We start from the raw sequence: 19,290 nt of genomic DNA, 5'->3' as shown, positions 1-19,290 counted from the left end.
TCTTGATGAAACAAGGGGCGAAACAATGGCGAAATTTACAGTCGTTATTCCTTACTACCAGAAGAAGCATGGCATACTCGGTCGAGCGCTCGCATCGGTTTTTTCTCAAACATGCCAGGATTTCGATCTCGTCATTGTCGACGACGAATCGCCGTATCCCATTGAAAATGAACTGGCGGAGCTGACTGAAGAGCAGAAAAACCGCATCAAGGTGGTCAAGCAGGCGAATGCCGGTCCAGGTGGTGCGCGCAATACCGGGCTCGATCATGTGCCGGCCGAAACGCGATATGTGGCCTTTCTTGATTCGGACGATATCTGGACGCCGGAGCACCTGAAAAATGCAGAGCTCAGCCTCGATCGGTTCGAAGGCGAATGCTACTGGGCGTCGATGCAGGCAAGCGATGAGTTCTACTATCACTTCGCCATGTCGGAGCTTGAAAAGAACGAGGGCGCAGCCCGTCTGAGCGAATCACCGCGTGTTATTGAGTTGCCAGATCTCGCCAGCGTCATGCTGCGCAACTGGAGCTTCCTGCATCTTTCCTGCATGGTTATCGGCAGGCCGCTCTTTGAAAAGATCCGTTTCGATCCCGCGCTTCGGCTGGCGGCAGAGGACGTGCTCTTCTTCTGCGACTGCATTCTCGCATCCAGGCGCACCCTTCTATGTGACGATGCCGGTGCGGCACGCGGCATGGGTGTGAACATCTTCCACAGCATCGACAACACCTCGCCGGAGTTTCTGCGCCAGCAGTTCAACACCTGGGTCGCGCTCGACACCTTGCAAAGTCGTTTCTCCAAACGTCCCGCCGATGTGGCTTCCATCGCGTCCTACAAGAATACGGCACGCAGACAGGCACTCTGGAGCCAGGCCGGCAAGCTGAAGCGTCGCAAGGCGCCGGAGCTTGGCCTTCTGTTCAAGTGGATGATGCGTGATCCTGCGATCTTGCGTGCAGCCTTCGAACTTGGGGCCGGCAAGATCGTCCGCTCGAAGTGATCGTCTCTTTCGCGGCTTTCTTTCAGGCCCTTTTTTCACTCAGGAGAAATCCATGAAACCTTACCATTGGGAATCCCATCACGGGAATTTCGGCGACGACCTTAATCTCTGGCTCTGGGATTTCCTGCTGCCGGGGCTTCGCGATGTTCATCCGGATGTTCTGCTCGTCGGCGTCGGCACGGTTCTCAACGATGTGCTCTTCCCTCCCGGCCAGCGCAAGCTGGTGATCGGCAGCGGATATGGCTATGGGGCCGTGCCCGATACATCGAACCCCGATCTCTGGGATATCCGTTGCGTGCGTGGTGAAATGACCGCTGCCAAGCTTGGATTGCCGCCCGAGAAGGGCATCGTCGATCCCGCCGTGATGGTGACGGAGATGCCGGAGTTCCAGAACCTGCAGAAGATCTATAAAAAGACCTTCGTTCCCCATTGGGAATCGGCGGAGTTCGGCATGTGGGACACTGTGTGCGAACCGGCTGGTCTCACCTATCTCGATCCGAGAGGAGAGGCGAAATCGGTCATCAAGCAGATTGCCCAGTCGGAAATGATCGTGGCCGAATCCATGCATGGCGCGATCCTTGCCGATGCGTTTCGGGTTCCCTGGGTAGCGGTCAGCACCTCGCAATCGATCAACAGTTTCAAGTGGAGTGACTGGGCAGGGAGCGTCGGCGTCACCTACGAGCCTCGTTATATTCCCGTGTCCACACGCGCAGAAGCTGCAAAGAAGGGTTCGAAGTTCTGGGGCATGAGCTTTCCGCCTCCGCCCCCGCCGGTCGTCGTCGAACACACCTCTGCAGCGCCACATGACGATGGCGATGTGCTTGTCCGTGCCGAGACCCAACGCCCGCTGCGCAAACTCGCAAAGCAGGTTCTCGCCGCTCCGTCGATTCTGGCGCTATGGCAGGCAAGCCGTGCGGAACCAAGACTGAGCCCCGACGGACGGCTGGAAGAGCGTAAGGAGCGCTTTCAGGCGGTTCTGGAAACGGTCAAGCGCGACTACTTCTGAAACGAAACACGCCGCTTTTTCCTTCAGGAAGACAGCGGCGTTCCTTTCAGGAGATAACGGATATCGGCGGGCTGAGTGGGCTTCTTGCGCAAGCGCGCTGTCTTGTCGTGCCAAATCCCGTTGGTGATGGCAGGAACCGCGGGAAGGCGCCGCAATGCATGAACCATGGCGCCACCCAAGCCACGCTGTGATTTGGCGTCGAGGAAATCCCGCAATTCGAACTTCTCCCGAATGTGCCGCTCATGCTCTTTCAGTACTGATTGTTGTTCAGCAGAGAGAGCGTAGTCGGCAAGAATCTTGCGATCGGCCTCGTAGAGCAGCCTCAGATCCTGCGTGCTGTGTCGTCCGCTCAAGGAATTGCCGCGCACGATGGCACCGTAACCGCAATTGCGGATAACCTTGTAGCGTGCGCCTGAGGCGAGTGCCCGAACGTAGAGTTCATAATCCTCACCAAGCCGCAGAGCTTCGTCATAGCGAAGCTGGTGCTGGTCGAGAAACGATCGGCGGATGACGGGTTTCAGAAAGCCGGTTTCACCGCGCTCGATACCTCTCGTCGAAATATTTCCAGTCACGAATTCCGTGAGCGTCAGGAAGTGATGCTGGGGAGCAAAGCGACGGGGAATGATATTGGTGGCCGAAGGTGACCCTTGGTGAATGAAGGCAATATTGTCCGCGACCAGATCCCAGTCGTCCTCCGCAACCATTGCAGCAAAGCGGCCTTGGAAAAAGAAATCGTCAGCGTCCAGAATGCTGATCAGCGGCGCCGAGGAAATGCCGATCGCATGATTGCGTGCCGCGGAAGGGCCGCGATTGACGTCGAAGCGCTCAACGATCAGCCGTCCCGTTCCGTCATCGCACTGCTTCGCAACCTGAAACGTGTCGTCGGTGGATGCATCATCGATGACGACGACCTCCGAGACTTCCGGCTCCGCTAGCGCGGATCGGATCGCCTCTGCGATCGTCGATGACGCGTTTTTAGCCGCTATGATGACGCAGATGGATTGTGAGCCCATGACTTCGCTCCCGTTCTTCAGCATTCGACAAGATTACTGGACAGAAAACATGTCAGGGATGAGGAGAGGGAAGTGCTATTTCGCACCTGCGAAATATATTCACAGCGCTTCAGGAGGTCAGCGCGGTCAGATATCCTTCAGCGTCGGGCGATGACGACTGACGGCCGAGATGGGTTCCGGGCCTGCCTGGTCGGCTGAAGCAGGTCGATCCTTCTGAAATTCCAGTGTCTTGCGCATGCGCTTCTTCTCGCGCGATACCATGAAGACGACACCGATGAAGTAGCAGATCTGAATGACGACAAGCGAGATGGCCGTCTGTATCAACGTCGTGTAGAACGAGCCATGGATCCAATAGGTCGCCACTGCGAACACCAGCAAGGCGCAGATCATGCTGACGAAAACGCGGGGCGCGTACATGTCTCTCTCCTCGCCTGATGCTATCCCAGTTTGCGGGATACAATTTTTCATCGGTTCTTTTTCCATAAAATATATGGGCAAATTGGCATCGTTTCAACCAAGTAATAGGCTCAAATACCCCGCTGAACATGAAATTCAGGTAAGGTTTCAAGGTAAAAATCTGCTCAACAAGGATATTTTCGCATCAGAGAATGCACCCTCGCGCGGTCGCCCGTTACAGGAATCCTAAGCAAACCGTGACGTCCCGTTGCCGATAACCGGTTCCGCTTCGCCTCTGCAGACTTCGTTAACTATGTAGACCGTAAAACTTGGGAACCGATTCTCGAGCTGTCAGGTGTACGTGTGTCCAAGCGTTCCGAAGTAATTGCGTTTCCCGTCAAAAATCGTGTCCGCGACATTCAGCGTTGCGTCGACATGCTGGAAACCCTCCAAGGGGATCAGGCCAACAGGTTCTGGCGGGATGAGTGCCGCGCGCTTGCTGCGCATCTGACGGAACTCGGCTACGACGACACAGCCATGCGCCACGAGGTCATGGAATTCCAGAACGCGGTCCAGGCGCAGCTCTGGGCGCAATCCCAGACCGAAGAAGCCGCACGCCGCGATACGTACTAAAGGCCTCTCGTAATCCGTCGATCGGCGTCTAGCTTTTGTCGCGTGACTTGTGGCTGCGCCGTGAAGGTGCTGCGACGGAGTTTCTCACCACCAGGTCGGGTGTCAGCAACACTTCCTGTTGGGTCGGCTCTTCATTGTTGAGAAGCTGCAACAGAAGCGCCATTGCATGTTTGCCGATGGCGCTGCGGGGCTGGCGAATGGTCGTGAGCGGCGGCGACATGAAGACGGCTTGCGGAATATCGTCAAAGCCGGTGACCGAAAAATCGTCCGGCACATCATAGCCGCGGGCCGAGAGGCCGATCATGACGCCAATCGCTGTCTGGTCGTTGACGCACATGAAGGCCGTCGGCAACCTGTCGCGCATGAACAGCTGCTCCACCGCCAGCCTGCCGCTTTCCAGTGTCCCATCACCTTCCAGGATCATGCGGCTACTTTTGGGAAGTCCAGCCGCGTCCATCCCTTCGTCGAAGCCTGCGCGTCTTCGCATATAGGCAAGGCGGACTCTGGAATCGCCAATGAAGGCGATGTGTTCATGGCCCTCGGCAATCAGCATATCCACGACTTTACGAGCGCCTGCGGTATCGTTGACGCCGACATAGGGAATGCCGCCATTGAAGATTGGCTCGAAAACGCCGACACTTGGCGGGAGACGTGCCGTCATGGCCTGATGGCCAAAGGGCAATATGCCGGTAAAGAGGATAAGGCCGGCCGTCTGGTTGGCGTTGAGGAATTTCAGATATTCCAGACCTCGTTGGGCATCGTTCTGGGTGTGGCCGATCAATATGCCATAGCCGTGCGCCCGTGCCTCATTCTCCAAACCGATGAGAATATTGGAAAAGTTGGGGTCGCCGATATCGGGTGCGACCACAAGAATCATGTTCGAGCGGCCGAGCCTCAGGCTACGCGCCACCGCATTGGTGGTGTAGCCTGTGACGGCAATGGCTTGATTGACCTTCAACCGGGTAGAATTGGCAACCTTTTCAGGGTTGTGGATGGCGCGCGATACGGTGGCAATCGATACCTCCGCAATGCGGGCTACATCTTCTATCGTGGCTGGTGGCGAATTGGACAAAGATAAGCCTCGGGTCTATCTGCGACCGGACACTACACACGCCGCGCGTTGCGTCAAATGGATTGATCACATCTGTGTAACAACTGCGAATGTAAACCTTTACATCAACCATGTAAAGGTTTACACCAGCCTTGCGGAATGGGAGCCGCATGGAGGAGTGGGATGGAAACCGTCGAGAACGGCAATGCTGTGCTATGCGCGCGCCGGGTTTCAAAATCGTTCAATGGAGTGCAGGTCCTCTTCAGCGTCAATTTCGAGCTGAAGGCAGGCGAGATCCACGCGTTGATGGGTGAGAACGGTGCCGGTAAATCGACACTGGTCAAGGTTCTTTCCGGCTTCGAGCAGCCAAGCTCCGGCGAAATCCTTCTGGACGGGCAGCCTGTGAAGCTGCCGCCGAACGGCGCTGCAGAGGCGCTCGGCATTGTCATCATTCACCAGGAATTTAACCTCGCGGACCACCTGACCGTGGCTGAAAGCATCTTCCTCGGTCGCGAGGTGACCCGCTTCGGCGTGCTCGACAGAAAGTTCATGCGGGCGGAGACGCGTCGCATTCTCGATCTCCTCAACTGTCATGTCGATGAAGACGCGATGATTTCGAGCCTCTCCATCGCGGAAAAACAGATGGTGGAAATAGCGAAAGCCATTAGCCGCGAAGCGCGCATCGTCTTCATGGATGAGCCGACGGCCGTTCTTTCCCGTGAGGAGACGAATTACCTCTTCAAACAGGTGCGTAAGCTGCGCGACCAGGGGACCAGTTTTGTCTTCGTCTCGCACAAGCTGGATGAGGTGATGGAACTGACCGACCGGGTGACCGTGCTTCGTGACGGCCATTGGGTGAAGACTGCACCCACCTCGATGCTGGATGGCGAGGCGATCGCCCAGCTTATGGTGGGTCGCGAGCTTTCGAGCCTCTACCCGGCAAAACGCGAGCCGGACGTCGACGAACAGATTGTACTCAATGTCAAAGGCCTCTCCACAGGTTATGTGAAGGACGCCAGTTTCGAACTGCGCAAAGGCGAAATCCTCGGCTTCTCCGGTCTGATCGGCTCCGGCCGAACGGAGTTGATGGAGGCGATCGTCGGCATCAAGGCAAGCCAGGCGGGAGCGGTGGATGCCAATAACGTCACGCTGCCATCGCATGATCTGCATGCTTCGATCGATGCCGGGCTGGCTTACATGACCAAGGATCGGAAATCCAAGGGCCTGTTGCTGGGCTCGGGCATGGGTCTCAATCTCACCTTGCAATCGCTCGACCGGCATGGCCGCTTCGGCTATCTCAGCTCCGGCAGTGAGGCGAGAGCGCTGGAAAAGGCGCGCCGTCGCTTCGACATCCGTGTGCGAGACGGCAACGTGATGGTGGGCCGCATGTCCGGTGGCAACCAGCAGAAACTACTCTTGGCGAAAGTCATGGAGACCGAGCCAAAGATCATCATCATCGACGAGCCGACACGCGGCATCGATGTCGGCACCAAACAGCAAATCTATCATTTCATCTCGGCGCTTGCGCGAGACGGTCATTCGATCATCGTTGTCTCTTCCGAAATGCAGGAAGTCATCGGACTTTGCACCCGCGTTGCGGTGATGCGCGAAGGCCGGATCGTCGGCATGCTCGAGGGCGACGAGATCAACGAACACGAAATCATGCGCTATGCCGCCGGATTGAAAACAAAAACAGCCGCCTGAACGACCCTGTCAATTGAGGGGTCGTCGCGGGCAACAGGGGCAGGACGGGAGGTCTGTTGTGGGTATGAGTGTAAGTGAAGACGGCAAGGAAAAGAGTGTCCGCCGGTCGCGATCCTTTCGTGACGTAGATCTGCGCGCCGTGGCGCCCTTTGTTGCGCTGTTACTGCTTTTGATCGTCGGCGCGCTGGTCAACCCGAACTTCATCAGCATCAACAATCTGGCAAATGTCGCAACCCGTAGCGCTTTCATTGCGATCATCGCCGTCGGCGCCACCTTCGTCATTTCCGCCGGAGACCTCGATCTCTCGGTTGGATCCATGGTTGCCTTCGTTGCAAGCCTTATGATCCTGCTGATGAATTCCGGCACGATTACCGACCCCGCACTGATGCTGACAGCGGCGATTGTGTTCACCGTCATTGCCGGTTCGCTGTGTGGCCTCGCCAATGGCCTGATCACAACGGTCGGCAAGATCGAGCCTTTCATCGCAACGCTTGGCACGATGGGCGTTTTTCGCGGCCTGACGACATGGCTGTCCCAGGGCGGCGCGATCACGCTGCGCGAACCACAGTTGCAGAGCATGTACCGACCTGCCTATTTCGGTACGATCTTCGGCATTCCCGTTCCGATCATCGTCATCCTTGCGGTGACGGCCATTGCGGCTTTCATTCTCTACCGCACGCGCTATGGCCGGCATGTGACCGCAGTCGGATCGAACCGCGACGTTGCCAAATATTCGGGCGTCGCCGTCAACCGCGTCCGTACCATCGCATTCGTCATCCAGGGACTATGCGTCGCGATCGCCGTTCTTCTCTACGTACCGCGGCTTGGCTCCACATCCGCCACGACGGGCATGATGTGGGAATTGCAGGCAATTACGGCCGTCGTCGTTGGTGGGACGGCGCTGAAGGGCGGGGCAGGGCGCGTATGGGGCACCATTTGCGGCGCTTTCATTCTCGAACTCGTCGGCAACATCATGCTGCTCTCCAACTTCATCAGCGAGTATCTGATTGGTGCCATCCAGGGTGCGATCATCATCATCGCCATGTTGGTGCAGCGTTCGCTGATGCGCCAGCGCTGAGAACATAGCTGCATGCTTTCAAAGTCTTGGAGCGTCCAGCCCGTCTCATGGACATAAGGCGCTCCGGAAACACCGGGTCGAGAGGTCGCCCGGCTTCGGAATCGAGACCTTATCTGTTGGGAGGAAGACACATGCGTAAAAGACTGTTGGGAATGGCTGTCGCCATGGTGGCGCTGGCGGGGGCAGCACATGCGGAAGACAAGAAGGTCACGATCGGCGTTTCGATCCCGGCCGCCGACCATGGCTGGACATCGGGCGTGGTGTTTCATGCCGAACGTGTTGCCAAGCTTCTGATGCAGGAGCATCCGGGGCTCAACGTGATCGTCAAGACATCGCCCGATGCCGCAACCCAGGCGAATGCGGTACAGGATCTCGAGACCCAGGGCATCGATGCGCTGGTCATCCTGCCGTCCGATCCTGATCCGCTGGTCAACGCCATCAAGGAAGTCAAAGGCAACGGCAAGTTCGTCGCCCTCGTTGACCGCGCTCCAAGCGTCAATGACGACACCGTGCGCGATCTCTACGTCGCCGGCAACAACCCGGCACTCGGCGAAGTCGCTGGCAAATACATCGCGGAAAAGACACCAGAAGCTGAAGTCGTCATCATTCGCGGTCTTCCGATCCCGATCGATCAGCAGCGCCAGGACGGTTTCGACAAGGGCATTGCCGGCTCCAAGGTGAAGGTTCTCGACCGCCAGTTCGGCAACTGGAACCGCGACGATGCCTTCAAGGTGATGCAGGACTATCTGACGAAGTATCCGAAGATCGACGTCGTATGGTGCCAGGATGACGACATGGCCGTTGGCGTGCTGCAGGCCATCGAGCAGGCCAAGCGTACCGACATTCAGTATGTCGTTGCCGGTGCAGGCTCCAAGGACATGATCAAGAAGGTCATGGATGGCGACAAGATGATCCCGGTCGACGTTCTCTATCCGCCGTCGATGGTGGCAACCGCCATGGAACTGACCGCTGCCAACTTCTACGATCAGGTTCCGGTTCGCGGCACCTATATTCTGGATGCCACGCTGGTGACGAAGGACAACGCGAAGGACTTCTACTTCCCGGATTCGCCGTTCTGATCCTATCAAAGCATATGATGAGAGGCCCGCTGTCGAAGCGGGCCTTTTTGCGTTTAGAGCGCCCTGCGCCGTGTTGGACGGACCAAGGCCGCCTTACTTGACAATGCTGTCGCTCAAGAGAAGCGATTGGCGCGGAAGGGATCGACGAGGATCGAGGTATCGCGCTCACAGACCAGTTCCGTGACAAGGCGCGCGGTGGCTGCCGATTGCGTCAGTCCGAGATGGCCGTGGCCGAAGGCGTAGATGACGGAGCGCGCGGACCGCGACGGCCCGATCACCGGAAGACTGTCTGGCAGCGAGGGGCGGAAACCCATCCATTGCTGACCGCCTTCGGTTTTCAAGCCGGGCAGGAAGCGACTTGCCTTTTTCAGCATCGCTTCGGAGCGGCGGAAATTGGGGGGCAGGTCGAGGCCGCCGAGTTCCACAGCACCCCCGACACGCACGCCGCTCGACAGCGGCGTGACGACAAAGGCATGGTCGTTGAAGTAGATCTGGCGTTTTAGATCGAAGCTGCCTGCGGGAAGGGTGGTGTTGTATCCGCGCTCGGTTTCCAGCGGAACGTCATCGCCAAGAGATGCGGCAAGCGGCTTCGACCAGGCGCCGGCTGCCAGGATCACCTTGTCGGCGTCGATCTTGTCGCCATTGGCAAGCGTTACGATGGTGCTTTCGCCCACCGCTTCGATCCTTACGGCCTCACCTTTTCTGAAGCTCGCACCGCGCGCAATTACCAGTTCGGCTACGGCTTTGGTAAACTCGTGAGGGTCGCTGACCTGCAGGCCTGACGGCGTATAGACTGCGTGCTTGAACTGGGGGGCGAGACCCGGCTGCAGCTCATCGATCTCCGTGCGGCCGATCTTGGAGAAGACGAAGCCGGCTTTGGCCTTCTCATCCCAGTGATGACTGGACGCATCGAAGCTCGCGCTCGTATCGTAGAGATCGAGCGTGCCGGTGTTGGAGATGAAGGAGGACAGTTCCGGCATCGCGGCCACATGCTGCATCTCGGATGCGGCAAGCGCCATCATCCGCGTCTGCACCCGCATGCCATGTTCGAACATACGCGGCGAACTGGCCTTCCAGAAACGCCAAAGCCAAGGTGCGATTTTGTGGGCGTAGGCCGGCGGAACACTCAGCGGGCCGAGCGGATCGATCAACCACTTCGGCGCCTTCTTCATGATCCCGGGGGCCGGCATCGGAATGATTTCCGGAAAGGCCAGGATGCCGGCATTGCCGGCACTGGCGCCGCGGGCTATTTCGCCGCGCTCCAGAAGCGTGACGGACTTCCCTTCATTCTGCAAATAAAGCGCCGACATGACGCCGACGATCCCCGTGCCGATAACCAGCACTTCGCATTTGCCCAGAGAGCCGTTCCTATCCATGTCTCATCCATTCCGAACGAGATAAGCGCCGATCGCAAATCCGTCGCTTGCCTACCATTTTTGAATATTGTTTGTCGACTGGGGCTGGTCGCGGGAATTTACTCCAGCAGTTCCAGAGACCGTGTTGTGCTTCACGGCTCTCTCGGGGGTTTCGCTACATTGTCCGGCGTGATCAAAGCATAGCTGAACCGCTGCATCTTGCCTTCGACAGGAAAATACATCGGCGCCTCGAATGTGTTGACGCTTATGTCGCTCAACGTCACACCCATTTGCGCCTGCAGCCAATCCACCATGCCAGCCGACTGGTCGCGCCCGGTAACCCAGACAAACAACACGGGATGATCGCTCGACAACACGAAGGCCGGATCGAAGTCGTCATAGGTGGTGGTGGCAACCGTGGTGTCCGGAAAGACAAACCGCAGATTTCCACCGGTGTACCAGTCGGAGGTCACGATGAGAGAAGGCGAGATTCTCTTCTCTTGGATATGCTGCCGGAAGACCTGCCAGTCATTGTTGGATCTCGATGTCTTGCCGAGCATTGCCTGAACCGGCACGGAGACGATCAAAGCGACGGGCAAAATGGCCATGACGACGAGGCAGACGGGGAGAACCTTCTTGACGAAAACGGCCGGATCGAATGACCTCTGTTCCAGCCAAAGGGCTGCCAGGATCGGGAAGGGCATGACGAGCGGGAGCAACCATCTGTCTCTCACCTCCGTCATCGTCGTTGCTATGATGACGATGAGGAGAACCGCCACAAGTGCGATGAAGTAATGCAGGAAGAAGCGGAGCCAAGGCGAGACCTGTTGCTCGCCTGCTTTGGTGTCCGTCCTCTTGGCACGCGATGCGATGAGCACCAGCGCAGGCAGGATCATCACAATCGCCGATCCAGAAAAGACGTGCGCGATGCCCGTCAGGATCTGCATCCACCGGCTTTCGGGCGCCTCTTCCGCCATCCGCCGCAGTGTCACATCCGAGGCAAATTGCAGGTTGTCGAAGAGCCATATAGAATGCGGCAGGAAGACGAGGAGGCTGATGCCGATGGTTAGCAGAATGCGCCAATCGAAGATGCGCTCGCGCCCCTTTGGATGCAGCCAGACGGCAAGGAGGATCGCGGGAAGGATGAGGACAAAATTGTATTTCGACAGCATCCCAAGGCCGACCGCAACTCCGGTCAGCACATAGCCCATCGTGGTTGGCGTCTTAAGAAGCCGGACGCTCAGATAGATCGCCCACAGGCTGGTCAGCATCAGCATCGTCGTGTGCGTGAGATCGCGCTGCGCTTGCCAGAACAGCTGAGGGCTCACGAAAAATGCCAGTGACGCAACCAGGACCAGAGACTTCTCTCTCAAGACAAGGTCGGACAGTTTCACATAGGTCGCAAATACCAGAAAAAGAATGAGGTTCTTGGCAACAGCAAGACCCAGCACCGAGGTGCCGAAGATCGCAAAGATTGCCTGCTGGTACCAGTTATAGAGCGGTGGCTGGGCGTCATAGCCGAGCGCCAGCCACTGGGCAAACAGCACCTGCTGTGCTTCGTCTATACGTAGTGCCGGAGGGAGCAGGAGGCGAACGGCGATCTGAATGAGAAAGTAGACGCCAAAAAGGGCAATTATCGCGTTCGGATTGTTCACCAGAGAGCTTGTGAGCCGCCTGTAGAGACTGTTTATGCCCGACGCTCTATGCTCCAGACCTGTGCAGAGTGCCATAGTGGATCCAGCTTTTCGTCATGCGCATTCGCCAGACTGGCGAATGTTTGCGGGGCGTTTTAGCATGGCCTAATTATTTTGCGCGTGAAAAATCATGCTTTCGAGACAGAAAATTCTACGGGATCTTTTGCGTAGCGAGGATGCCCGGCCCACCGGGCACCCCGCCTTTGCATTAGCGTCCGGCGTTGTAGGCAGCGATCGCGGCCATGTTGACGATATCGCTGTCCTTTGCACCCATGGCGGTGATCTGCACCGACTTGTCGAGACCAACCAGCAGCGGACCGATCACGGTGGCACCGCCAAGTTCCTGCAGCATCTTCGTCGAGATCGACGCGGAATGGATTGCCGGCATGACAAGAACATTGGCCGGTCCAGAGAGCCGCGCGAACGGATACTGGCTCTGCATCTTTTGGTGGTTGAGGGCGATGTCTGCCGCCATTTCACCGTCCACTTCGAAGCTCACATTGCGCTTGTCGAGAATGCGAACCGCTTCGCGAACCTTGTCGGAGCGTTCACCAACGGGATGGCCGAAGGTGGAATAGGCGAGCATCGCAACGCGCGGCTCGTAGCCGAAACGCCGCGCCAGTCCTGCCGCTTCTTCCGCAATGTCCGCCAGGTCTTCGGCCGACGGCATGTCGTGAACGGCGGTATCGGCAACAAAGACGGTGCGATTGCGCGAGACGACAAGAGAGACGCCGATGACGCGGTGGCCGGGCTTCACGTCGATGCAGCGGCGCACATCTTCAAGCGCTGTGGAGTAGTTTCGCGTCGTGCCGGTCACCATCGCATCCGCATCGCCCATCGCCACCATGCAGGACGCAAAGTGGTTTCGGTCGTTGTGGATCAGGCGCTGGACATCGCGCAGCAGCAAGCCTTTGCGCTGCAGGCGGGCGTAGAGGTAATCGATGTAGGAATCGACCCGCTCGGACAGGCGCGCGTTGGTGATCTTTATGTTCGGGCGGTCGAGATCGATGCCGGCGCGCTCGGCATTGGCCTTGATGATGTCGTCGCGCCCAAGAAGGATGGCAGTGCCAAGCCCTTGCGCGGTGAACGAGATCGCGGCGCGCATGACCTGCTCTTCTTCGGCTTCGGCGAAGACCACGCGCTTTGGCGAGCGGCGGATGCGCTCGTAGAGGCGCTGCGTGGTGGATGCCATCGGGTCGCGGCGTGCAGATAGTTCGCGGGCATAGGCATCGAGATCGGGGAGCACGCGGCGCGCAACGCCGGTCTCGATCGCAGCCTTCGCGACGGCGACCGGGATCGCCGAAATCAGGCGCGGGTCGAAGGGAACAGGGATGATATATTGCGCCCCGAAGCGGGGACGGTTGCCCTGATAGGCAGCTGCCACATCGTCCGGCACGTCTTCGCGGGCGAGATCGGCGAGCGCCTGGGCCGCTGCGATCTTCATCTCGTCATTGATCTGACTTGCACGCACATCGAGCGCGCCGCGGAAGATGTAAGGGAAGCCGAGAACGTTGTTGACCTGATTTGGATAATCCGAACGCCCCGTTGCCATGATGGCGTCATCGCGAATGCGCGAGACTTCTTCCGGTGTAATTTCCGGATCGGGATTGGCCATGGCGAAAATGATCGGCTTCGGTGCCATGGAGCGGATCATCTCTTCGGTGAAGGCGCCCTTCTGTGAGAGACCGAACACCACATCCGCACCCTTCATCGCTTCTGCGAGTGTGCGGTTGTCGGTCTTCGTTGCATGAGCCGACTTCCACTGGTTCATGCCTTCGGTGCGTCCCTGATAGATGACGCCCTTGGTATCGCACATGGTGATGTTGGCGGGATTGAAGCCCATGGCCTTGATCAGGTCCATACAGGCGATCGCTGCCGCGCCTGCGCCGTTGCAGACGAGCTTGGTGGTGTTGAAGTCGCGATCCGTCAGCGCAATGGCATTGATGAGGCCGGCAGCAGCAATGATGGCGGTACCATGCTGATCATCATGGAACACCGGAATGTCCATGAGTTCGCGCAGACGGCTTTCGATGATGAAACATTCCGGCGCCTTGATATCTTCGAGGTTGATGCCGCCGAAGGAAGGGCCGAGATAGCGCACGCAATTGATGAAGGCGTCTGCATCTTCCGTGTCCACTTCCAGATCGATGGAGTCGACATCGGCAAAGCGCTTGAAGAGGACGGATTTGCCTTCCATCACCGGTTTGGACGCCAGCGCACCGAGGTTTCCGAGGCCAAGGATGGCAGTTCCGTTGGAAATGACCGCCACCATGTTGCCGCGCGTGGTGTAGTCATAGGCGGTGGCAGGATCCTCCGCGATCGCCTTCACCGGGACTGCGACGCCAGGGGAATAAGCCAGCGACAAATCCCGCTGCGTTGCCATCGGCTTGGTCGGAACGATTTCAAGCTTGCCGGGACGGCCTTCCGAATGGAAATCCAGGGCTTCCTGATCCGTAACCGATGTTCTTGTGCTGGCGGGCTTTGACGAGTCTGACATGAGCTTGCGGTACTTTCCGTCTATCAACAGTATAAGATCTCCGCCGTAGTTATTGTATTTTCGGCGCTGGTGCCAAGGACTGAATGTTGTTCACTGCAGCAAAATTGAAGGCTAGGGCCACCAAGAGAGATTCAATCGATTAGTTTGCAATTCCTCTTGTTAATCTTTGCTTCGGACGTCAGGCGCCGTGTGGATAACGGGGGAGGGCACTGCCGCTCGTGTGCCGCTGTCGCGTCCACACCATCGGGAGTTCGTGGTTGACGCCGGCTCACAGGCTTTTCTGTCCGCGGGACTATTGATAAGTCCTCCTTATGAAAATGACTCTTTCGCCATTGTCATTCCGGCCCAGACGACGTTATACCGCCGGTAGTGGTTTTGGATGACGGCAATGTCTCGTCCTCCGAACCCTGGGAGGATTTGTTCTGGTATTTTGGTCGTCGACAACAGGGTCGGCGACGATCTATGCAATGAATGGATCGATATGACTGTCACGGCGGACGTCTTTCCCCTCAATCGTCCTTGTTCGGTTGCGCCAACCTCATCGAGGTTCCGTCCAGAAACTCTTCCTGCGAACTGTCCCGGCGGTGCCGGAAACCGAATGATTATCGAGCCTTCCTTTTTTCGGTGGCTCTCCAACCGGATATTGACTCTATGAATAAATCTGCAAATTCACTTTCGCTTCCAGCCAGATTATGGCTGTTGGTGCTGGGCGTGGTCATCCTTGCCGCGGGCTTGTTCTTCGCCATCGGCGGCGGCAAGCTCTTTACGCTTGGCGGCAGCCCCTATTTCGTCACGGCTGGTGCAGCGCTCGTCATCTCGGGCCTGCTGATCATTCTGCGCAAGCCTGCCGGCGCTCTTCTTTTCGGCCTTGTTTTCATCGGCACCGCCATCTGGGCGGTGTGGGAAGCAGGCTTACACTTCTGGCCGCTGATCTCGCGTCTGCTGGCGATCGGCGTCGGTGCAACGGTGGTTGCGCTGTCCTATCCGCTTTTGCGGCGCGCGCAGGGTAAGACACCTGCCTATGGTTCCTCCTTTGCCATTGCTGCCATCTTGGCCATTGCCTCCGGTGCCGGTTTCGCCGGCATGTTCGTGGCGCATCCAACTGTCGCCTTCAAGGGCGAGGCGGCTCAATTGACTCCGGTGACGTCTGGCGATGAGCAGAAGAACTGGGAGCATTACGGCAATACCGCAGGCGGCAGCCGTTTCGTGGCTCTGGATCAGATCACCCGTGACAATGTCAAAGACCTCAAGGTCGCGTGGACCTATCACACTGGCGATACGCCGATCAGCCCCGGTGCAAACGGTGCGGAAGATCAGGAAACGCCGCTACAGGTGGGCGACACCGTCTTCCTTTGCACACCCCACAACAATGTCATCGCTCTCGATGCCGATACGGGTGCTCAGAAGTGGAAGACGGACATCAACGCCAAGTCGTCCGTCTGGATGCGTTGCCGCGGTCTTGCCTATTTCGATGCTAAGGCACCGTTGCAACAGCCGACCGTACCTGGCTCCACGCCTGTCACGCCCGTGACCGTTGCAGACGGTGCGCTTTGCCAGCGCCGCATTCTGATGAACACGATCACGGCTGAACTGATTGCGCTCGATGCCGATACCGGTGCATTTTGCCCGGACTTCGGCACCAATGGTCGCGTCGATTTGAAGGTCGGGCTCGGCAACGCGCCTGATCCGCAATATGTGCTGACCTCCGCACCAACGCTTGCGGGCACCACGGTCGTGGTCGGTGGTCGTATCGCCGACAACGTCCAGGTGGATATGCCAGGTGGCGTGATGCGTGGCTTCGACGTGATGACCGGCGAACTGCGCTGGGCCTTCGACCCGGGCAACCCCGAGATCACCAAGCTGCCGCCCGAAGGCCGGACCTATACGCGCTCCACGCCGAATGTCTGGGCCGCGATGTCCTATGACCCGGCGCTGAACACCGTCTTCATGCCGGTCGGCAGCCCCTCCGTCGATCTGTACGGCGCAACGCGCACGCCGCTCGACCACAAATACGGCGCATCGATGCTCGCTCTTGACGCCACGACGGGTCGTGAGAAGTGGGTCTACCAGACGGTCCACAACGACCTCTGGGACTTCGACGTGCCAATGCAGCCAAGCTTCATCGACTTCCCGAAGGCGGATGGTACAACCGTGCCCGCTCTCGTTTTCGGCACCAAGGCTGGCCAGATCTACGTCCTCGATCGTGCCACAGGTCAGCCCCTAACCAAGGTGGAAGAGGTCCCGGTCGAGCCGGCCAATATTCCAAACGAGCGTTACGCGCCGACACAGCCACGCTCCGTCGGCATGCCGCAGATCGGTGCGCAGACGCTCACCGAAGCGGATATGTGGGGCGCGACCCCATTCGATCAACTTCTGTGCCGCATCGCTTTCAAGGGCATGCGCTACGACGGCCTCTATACCGCCCCTGGCACTGACCTGTCGCTCAGCTTCCCGGGCTCGCTTGGTGGGATGAACTGGGGCGGTCTATCGACCGATCCGACGACGAACACCATCTTCGTCAACGACATGCGTCTCGGCCTGTGGATCCAGATGAAGGAAGCCGCACCGACCAAGGCAACAGCAAGCGGTGGCGAAAGCGTCAATACCGGCATGGGCCTCGTGCCGATGAAGGGAACGCCTTATGCCGTCGACAAGAACCGCTTCCTGTCCGCACTCGGCATTCCCTGCCAGGCGCCGCCCTATGGCACGATGACCGCCATCGACATGAAGACACAGCAGATCAAGTGGCAGGTTCCTGTTGGCACCGTCGAAGATACCGGCCCGCTCGGGATCAAGATGGGTCTTCCGATCCCGATCGGCATGCCGACTCTTGGTGGCACGCTCGCCACGCAGGGCGGTCTGGTTTTCATCGCCGGAACGCAGGATTACTATCTGCGTGCCTTCGACACCGCGACCGGCAAGGAAGTCTGGAAAGCCCGCCTTCCCGTGGGCAGCCAGGGCGGCCCGATGAGCTACAAGTCGCCAAAGACCGGCAAACAGTACATCGTTATTTCGGCTGGCGGCGCGCGCCAGTCTCCCGATCGCGGCGATTACGTCATCGCTTACGCGCTGCCGGAATGATGGCCACAAGATGCGCTGAATGACGATCGGACCCGGGAGCAATCCCGGGTTCGTGTGTTTTGGAGAGCAGAATACCGCTGGAACCGCTCACTTTGGAGGGCGTTAGGAGGCCCGCGCCGGGCAGTAACCATTTCGATCAACAGACTATTGACGGGTTGAGCTGATAAGTTTCGTATTCGCCCAAGAACGGTCATGGCGATGTTGGGAAATATCTATATGGTTCGGCGCAGGCATTTTTAGCTTAGAAAGGTTTTATTTGTGAAGGAACTATCTCGAAAGATCACCCCAGTACTTCTGGCAGGCGGCGCTGGATCTAGACTTTGGCCAGTATCACGGGATCAGTTGCCCAAACAGTTCCAGCCTCTTGTCGGAGAGCTTTCGACATATCAGCAGACCTTAAAGCGAGTCAGCGACAAAAGCCTCTATGCGGAACCGCTGGTCATCACCAACGAAGATTTTCGCTTCTTCGCAAGACGACAGGCCGAAGAGATCGATCTGCCGGCAACCGTCGTTCTGGAACCGGCGCGCCGCGACAGCGCTGCCGCCATGGCTGCTGCAGCACTGCTGGCGGATCGGCGCGAGAAGGGGTCGCTCGTGCTGGCGCTCGCGGCAGACCATGTGGTGCTGGACAATGATCTTTTCGCCGATGCCGTGAGGCTGGGTGCGGAAGCGGCAGAGCAGGGCAACATCGTGGTCTTCGGCCTGACGCCCACCGAGCCGCGCACGTCCTATGGTTACATCAATCCTGGTGAAGCTATCAACGGAAATCCGGACCTTTGCATTGTCGAAGCCTTCGTCGAAAAGCCGGATGAGGCGCGTGCCGTCAGCTACGTCGAGAAGGGCTATCTCTGGAATTCCGGCAACTTCTTGTTTCGCTCCGACATCATGATCGAGGAGTTGAGGAGCCATGCTCCCGAGATCTTGGCCGCAGTTCAGGCGGCCGTGGAGAACCAGGAGGTCGATCTCGGTTTCGTTCGCCTGCAGAAGGAAAGCTTTGAGTCCTCACCAAAGAACTCGATCGACTATGCTGTCATCGAGAACACCAAACGCATGGCCGTCGTGCGGGGGCATTTCCGTTGGTCCGATATTGGTAGCTGGGATGCCATTTGGGAGATTGCCGACAAGCATGACGCTGATAATGCGATCGAGGGGCAGGGGATCATTATCGATTCCGAAGGTTGCCTCGTGCATTCCAACGGCCTGTTGACGACTGTCGTCGGCGCCAAGGACCTGGTCGTTGTTGCTACGAAGGATGCGGTTCTTGTCACACCGAAGAATCGAGTTCAGGACGTCAAGGGCCTGGTGGAGACTCTGAAAAGTGGCGACCATTCCTTGAAAACGGAGCGGCACAAGCGCGCCTACCGTCCATGGGGTCATATCGAGCAGACGGATTCCGGCCATCGCTATCGTGTCAGCCACGTCAAGGTCGAGCCTGGCCACCGGATATCGCTGCAACAGCACTATCATCGTTCGGAGCATTGGATCGTCGTTCGCGGCACCGCGACGGTCACGATTGAAGACCAGACCCGCCTTCTGACGGAAAACGAGTCGATCTATATCCCGATCGGCAAGCCGCATCGCTTGGCGAATGAGGGTCAGATCCCGCTGGAACTGATCGAAATCCAGACCGGCTCCTATCTTGGCGAAGACGATATCGTCCGCCTGCACGACGACTACAAGCGCGAGTAGGATTAAGGCATCGGCGTCTTGGA

General features: G+C 58.1%; 14 protein-coding genes. 8 read left to right on the top strand and 6 right to left on the bottom strand.

What is annotated here, in order from left to right; translation table 11 throughout:
- Positions 1–25 precede the first annotated feature (25 nt).
- Together PVA19_RS05540 and PVA19_RS05535 are read left to right on the top strand one after the other, a co-directional pair.
- A complete protein-coding gene (locus PVA19_RS05540) occupies positions 26–991 on the top strand; it encodes a glycosyltransferase family 2 protein (protein WP_112360362.1) in 966 nt (321 codons plus the stop codon).
- A 52-nt stretch (positions 992–1,043) separates the two neighbouring features.
- Entirely contained in the window at positions 1,044–1,997 is a 954-nt protein-coding gene (locus tag PVA19_RS05535; RefSeq protein WP_274101485.1) for a polysaccharide pyruvyl transferase family protein, read from the top strand.
- Between the two features lie 23 nt (positions 1,998–2,020).
- On the opposite strand, the gene PVA19_RS05530 is transcribed toward PVA19_RS05535, so the two are convergent.
- Positions 2,021–3,010, bottom strand: a complete 990-nt coding sequence (locus tag PVA19_RS05530) for a glycosyltransferase family 2 protein (RefSeq protein WP_274101484.1) — start codon at positions 3,008–3,010, stop codon at positions 2,021–2,023.
- A gap of 126 nt (positions 3,011–3,136) precedes the next feature.
- Complete coding sequence (locus PVA19_RS05525; protein ID WP_062424042.1) at positions 3,137–3,427, bottom strand: exopolysaccharide production repressor protein; 291 nt, start codon at positions 3,425–3,427, stop codon at positions 3,137–3,139.
- 342 nt (positions 3,428–3,769) lie between these two features.
- Here PVA19_RS05525 and PVA19_RS05520 point away from each other — a divergent pair, with 342 nt between their 5' ends.
- The gene (locus PVA19_RS05520) at positions 3,770–4,039 is read left to right on the top strand and encodes a DUF6074 family protein (protein WP_062424043.1); all 270 of its coding nucleotides are present in this window, start codon (positions 3,770–3,772) and stop codon (positions 4,037–4,039) included.
- 28 nt (positions 4,040–4,067) lie between these two features.
- Here the strand turns inward: PVA19_RS05520 and PVA19_RS05515 are convergent, their stop codons facing one another.
- Positions 4,068–5,111, bottom strand: coding sequence for a LacI family DNA-binding transcriptional regulator (locus PVA19_RS05515; protein ID WP_062445031.1), 1,044 nt, complete (start codon positions 5,109–5,111; stop codon positions 4,068–4,070).
- Positions 5,112–5,273: 162 nt separating this feature from the next.
- Between PVA19_RS05515 and PVA19_RS05510 the strand changes: the two genes are divergently transcribed.
- The 3 genes from PVA19_RS05510 (at position 5,274) to PVA19_RS05500 (ending at position 8,951) form a co-directional block, all read left to right on the top strand.
- A complete protein-coding gene (locus tag PVA19_RS05510) occupies positions 5,274–6,794 on the top strand; it encodes a sugar ABC transporter ATP-binding protein (RefSeq protein ID WP_274101481.1) in 1,521 nt (506 codons plus the stop codon).
- 64 nt (positions 6,795–6,858) lie between these two features.
- The gene (locus PVA19_RS05505) at positions 6,859–7,872 is read left to right on the top strand and encodes an ABC transporter permease (RefSeq protein ID WP_062424046.1); all 1,014 of its coding nucleotides are present in this window, start codon (positions 6,859–6,861) and stop codon (positions 7,870–7,872) included.
- Between the two features lie 131 nt (positions 7,873–8,003).
- A complete protein-coding gene (locus tag PVA19_RS05500; protein WP_062424047.1) occupies positions 8,004–8,951 on the top strand; it encodes a substrate-binding domain-containing protein in 948 nt (315 codons plus the stop codon).
- Positions 8,952–9,064: 113 nt separating this feature from the next.
- Here PVA19_RS05500 and PVA19_RS05495 read toward each other — a convergent pair whose 3' ends face one another.
- The 3 genes from PVA19_RS05495 to PVA19_RS05485 all read right to left on the bottom strand — a co-directional run bounded on the left by PVA19_RS05495 (position 9,065) and on the right by PVA19_RS05485 (position 14,497).
- A complete protein-coding gene (locus tag PVA19_RS05495) occupies positions 9,065–10,327 on the bottom strand; it encodes an NAD(P)/FAD-dependent oxidoreductase (protein WP_062424048.1) in 1,263 nt (420 codons plus the stop codon).
- Between the two features lie 131 nt (positions 10,328–10,458).
- Complete coding sequence (locus tag PVA19_RS05490) at positions 10,459–12,036, bottom strand: glycosyltransferase family 39 protein (protein WP_082546319.1); 1,578 nt, start codon at positions 12,034–12,036, stop codon at positions 10,459–10,461.
- 172 nt (positions 12,037–12,208) lie between these two features.
- Complete coding sequence (locus PVA19_RS05485) at positions 12,209–14,497, bottom strand: NADP-dependent malic enzyme (protein ID WP_062424050.1); 2,289 nt, start codon at positions 14,495–14,497, stop codon at positions 12,209–12,211.
- 651 nt (positions 14,498–15,148) lie between these two features.
- Here PVA19_RS05485 and PVA19_RS05480 point away from each other — a divergent pair.
- Positions 15,149–17,578, top strand: coding sequence for a glucose/quinate/shikimate family membrane-bound PQQ-dependent dehydrogenase (locus tag PVA19_RS05480; RefSeq protein WP_274101480.1), 2,430 nt, complete (start codon positions 15,149–15,151; stop codon positions 17,576–17,578).
- A gap of 258 nt (positions 17,579–17,836) precedes the next feature.
- Positions 17,837–19,267 (top strand): mannose-1-phosphate guanylyltransferase/mannose-6-phosphate isomerase, encoded by a 1,431-nt coding sequence (locus PVA19_RS05475; RefSeq protein WP_274101479.1) that lies wholly within the window; start codon positions 17,837–17,839, stop codon positions 19,265–19,267.
- Positions 19,268–19,290: the final 23 nt, after the last annotated feature.

This window comes from Agrobacterium sp. CNPSo 3708 (genome assembly GCF_028674915.1).
GTDB lineage: Bacteria > Pseudomonadota > Alphaproteobacteria > Rhizobiales > Rhizobiaceae > Agrobacterium > Agrobacterium cavarae.
This window is presented reverse-complemented; position numbering and strand designations above follow the sequence as displayed.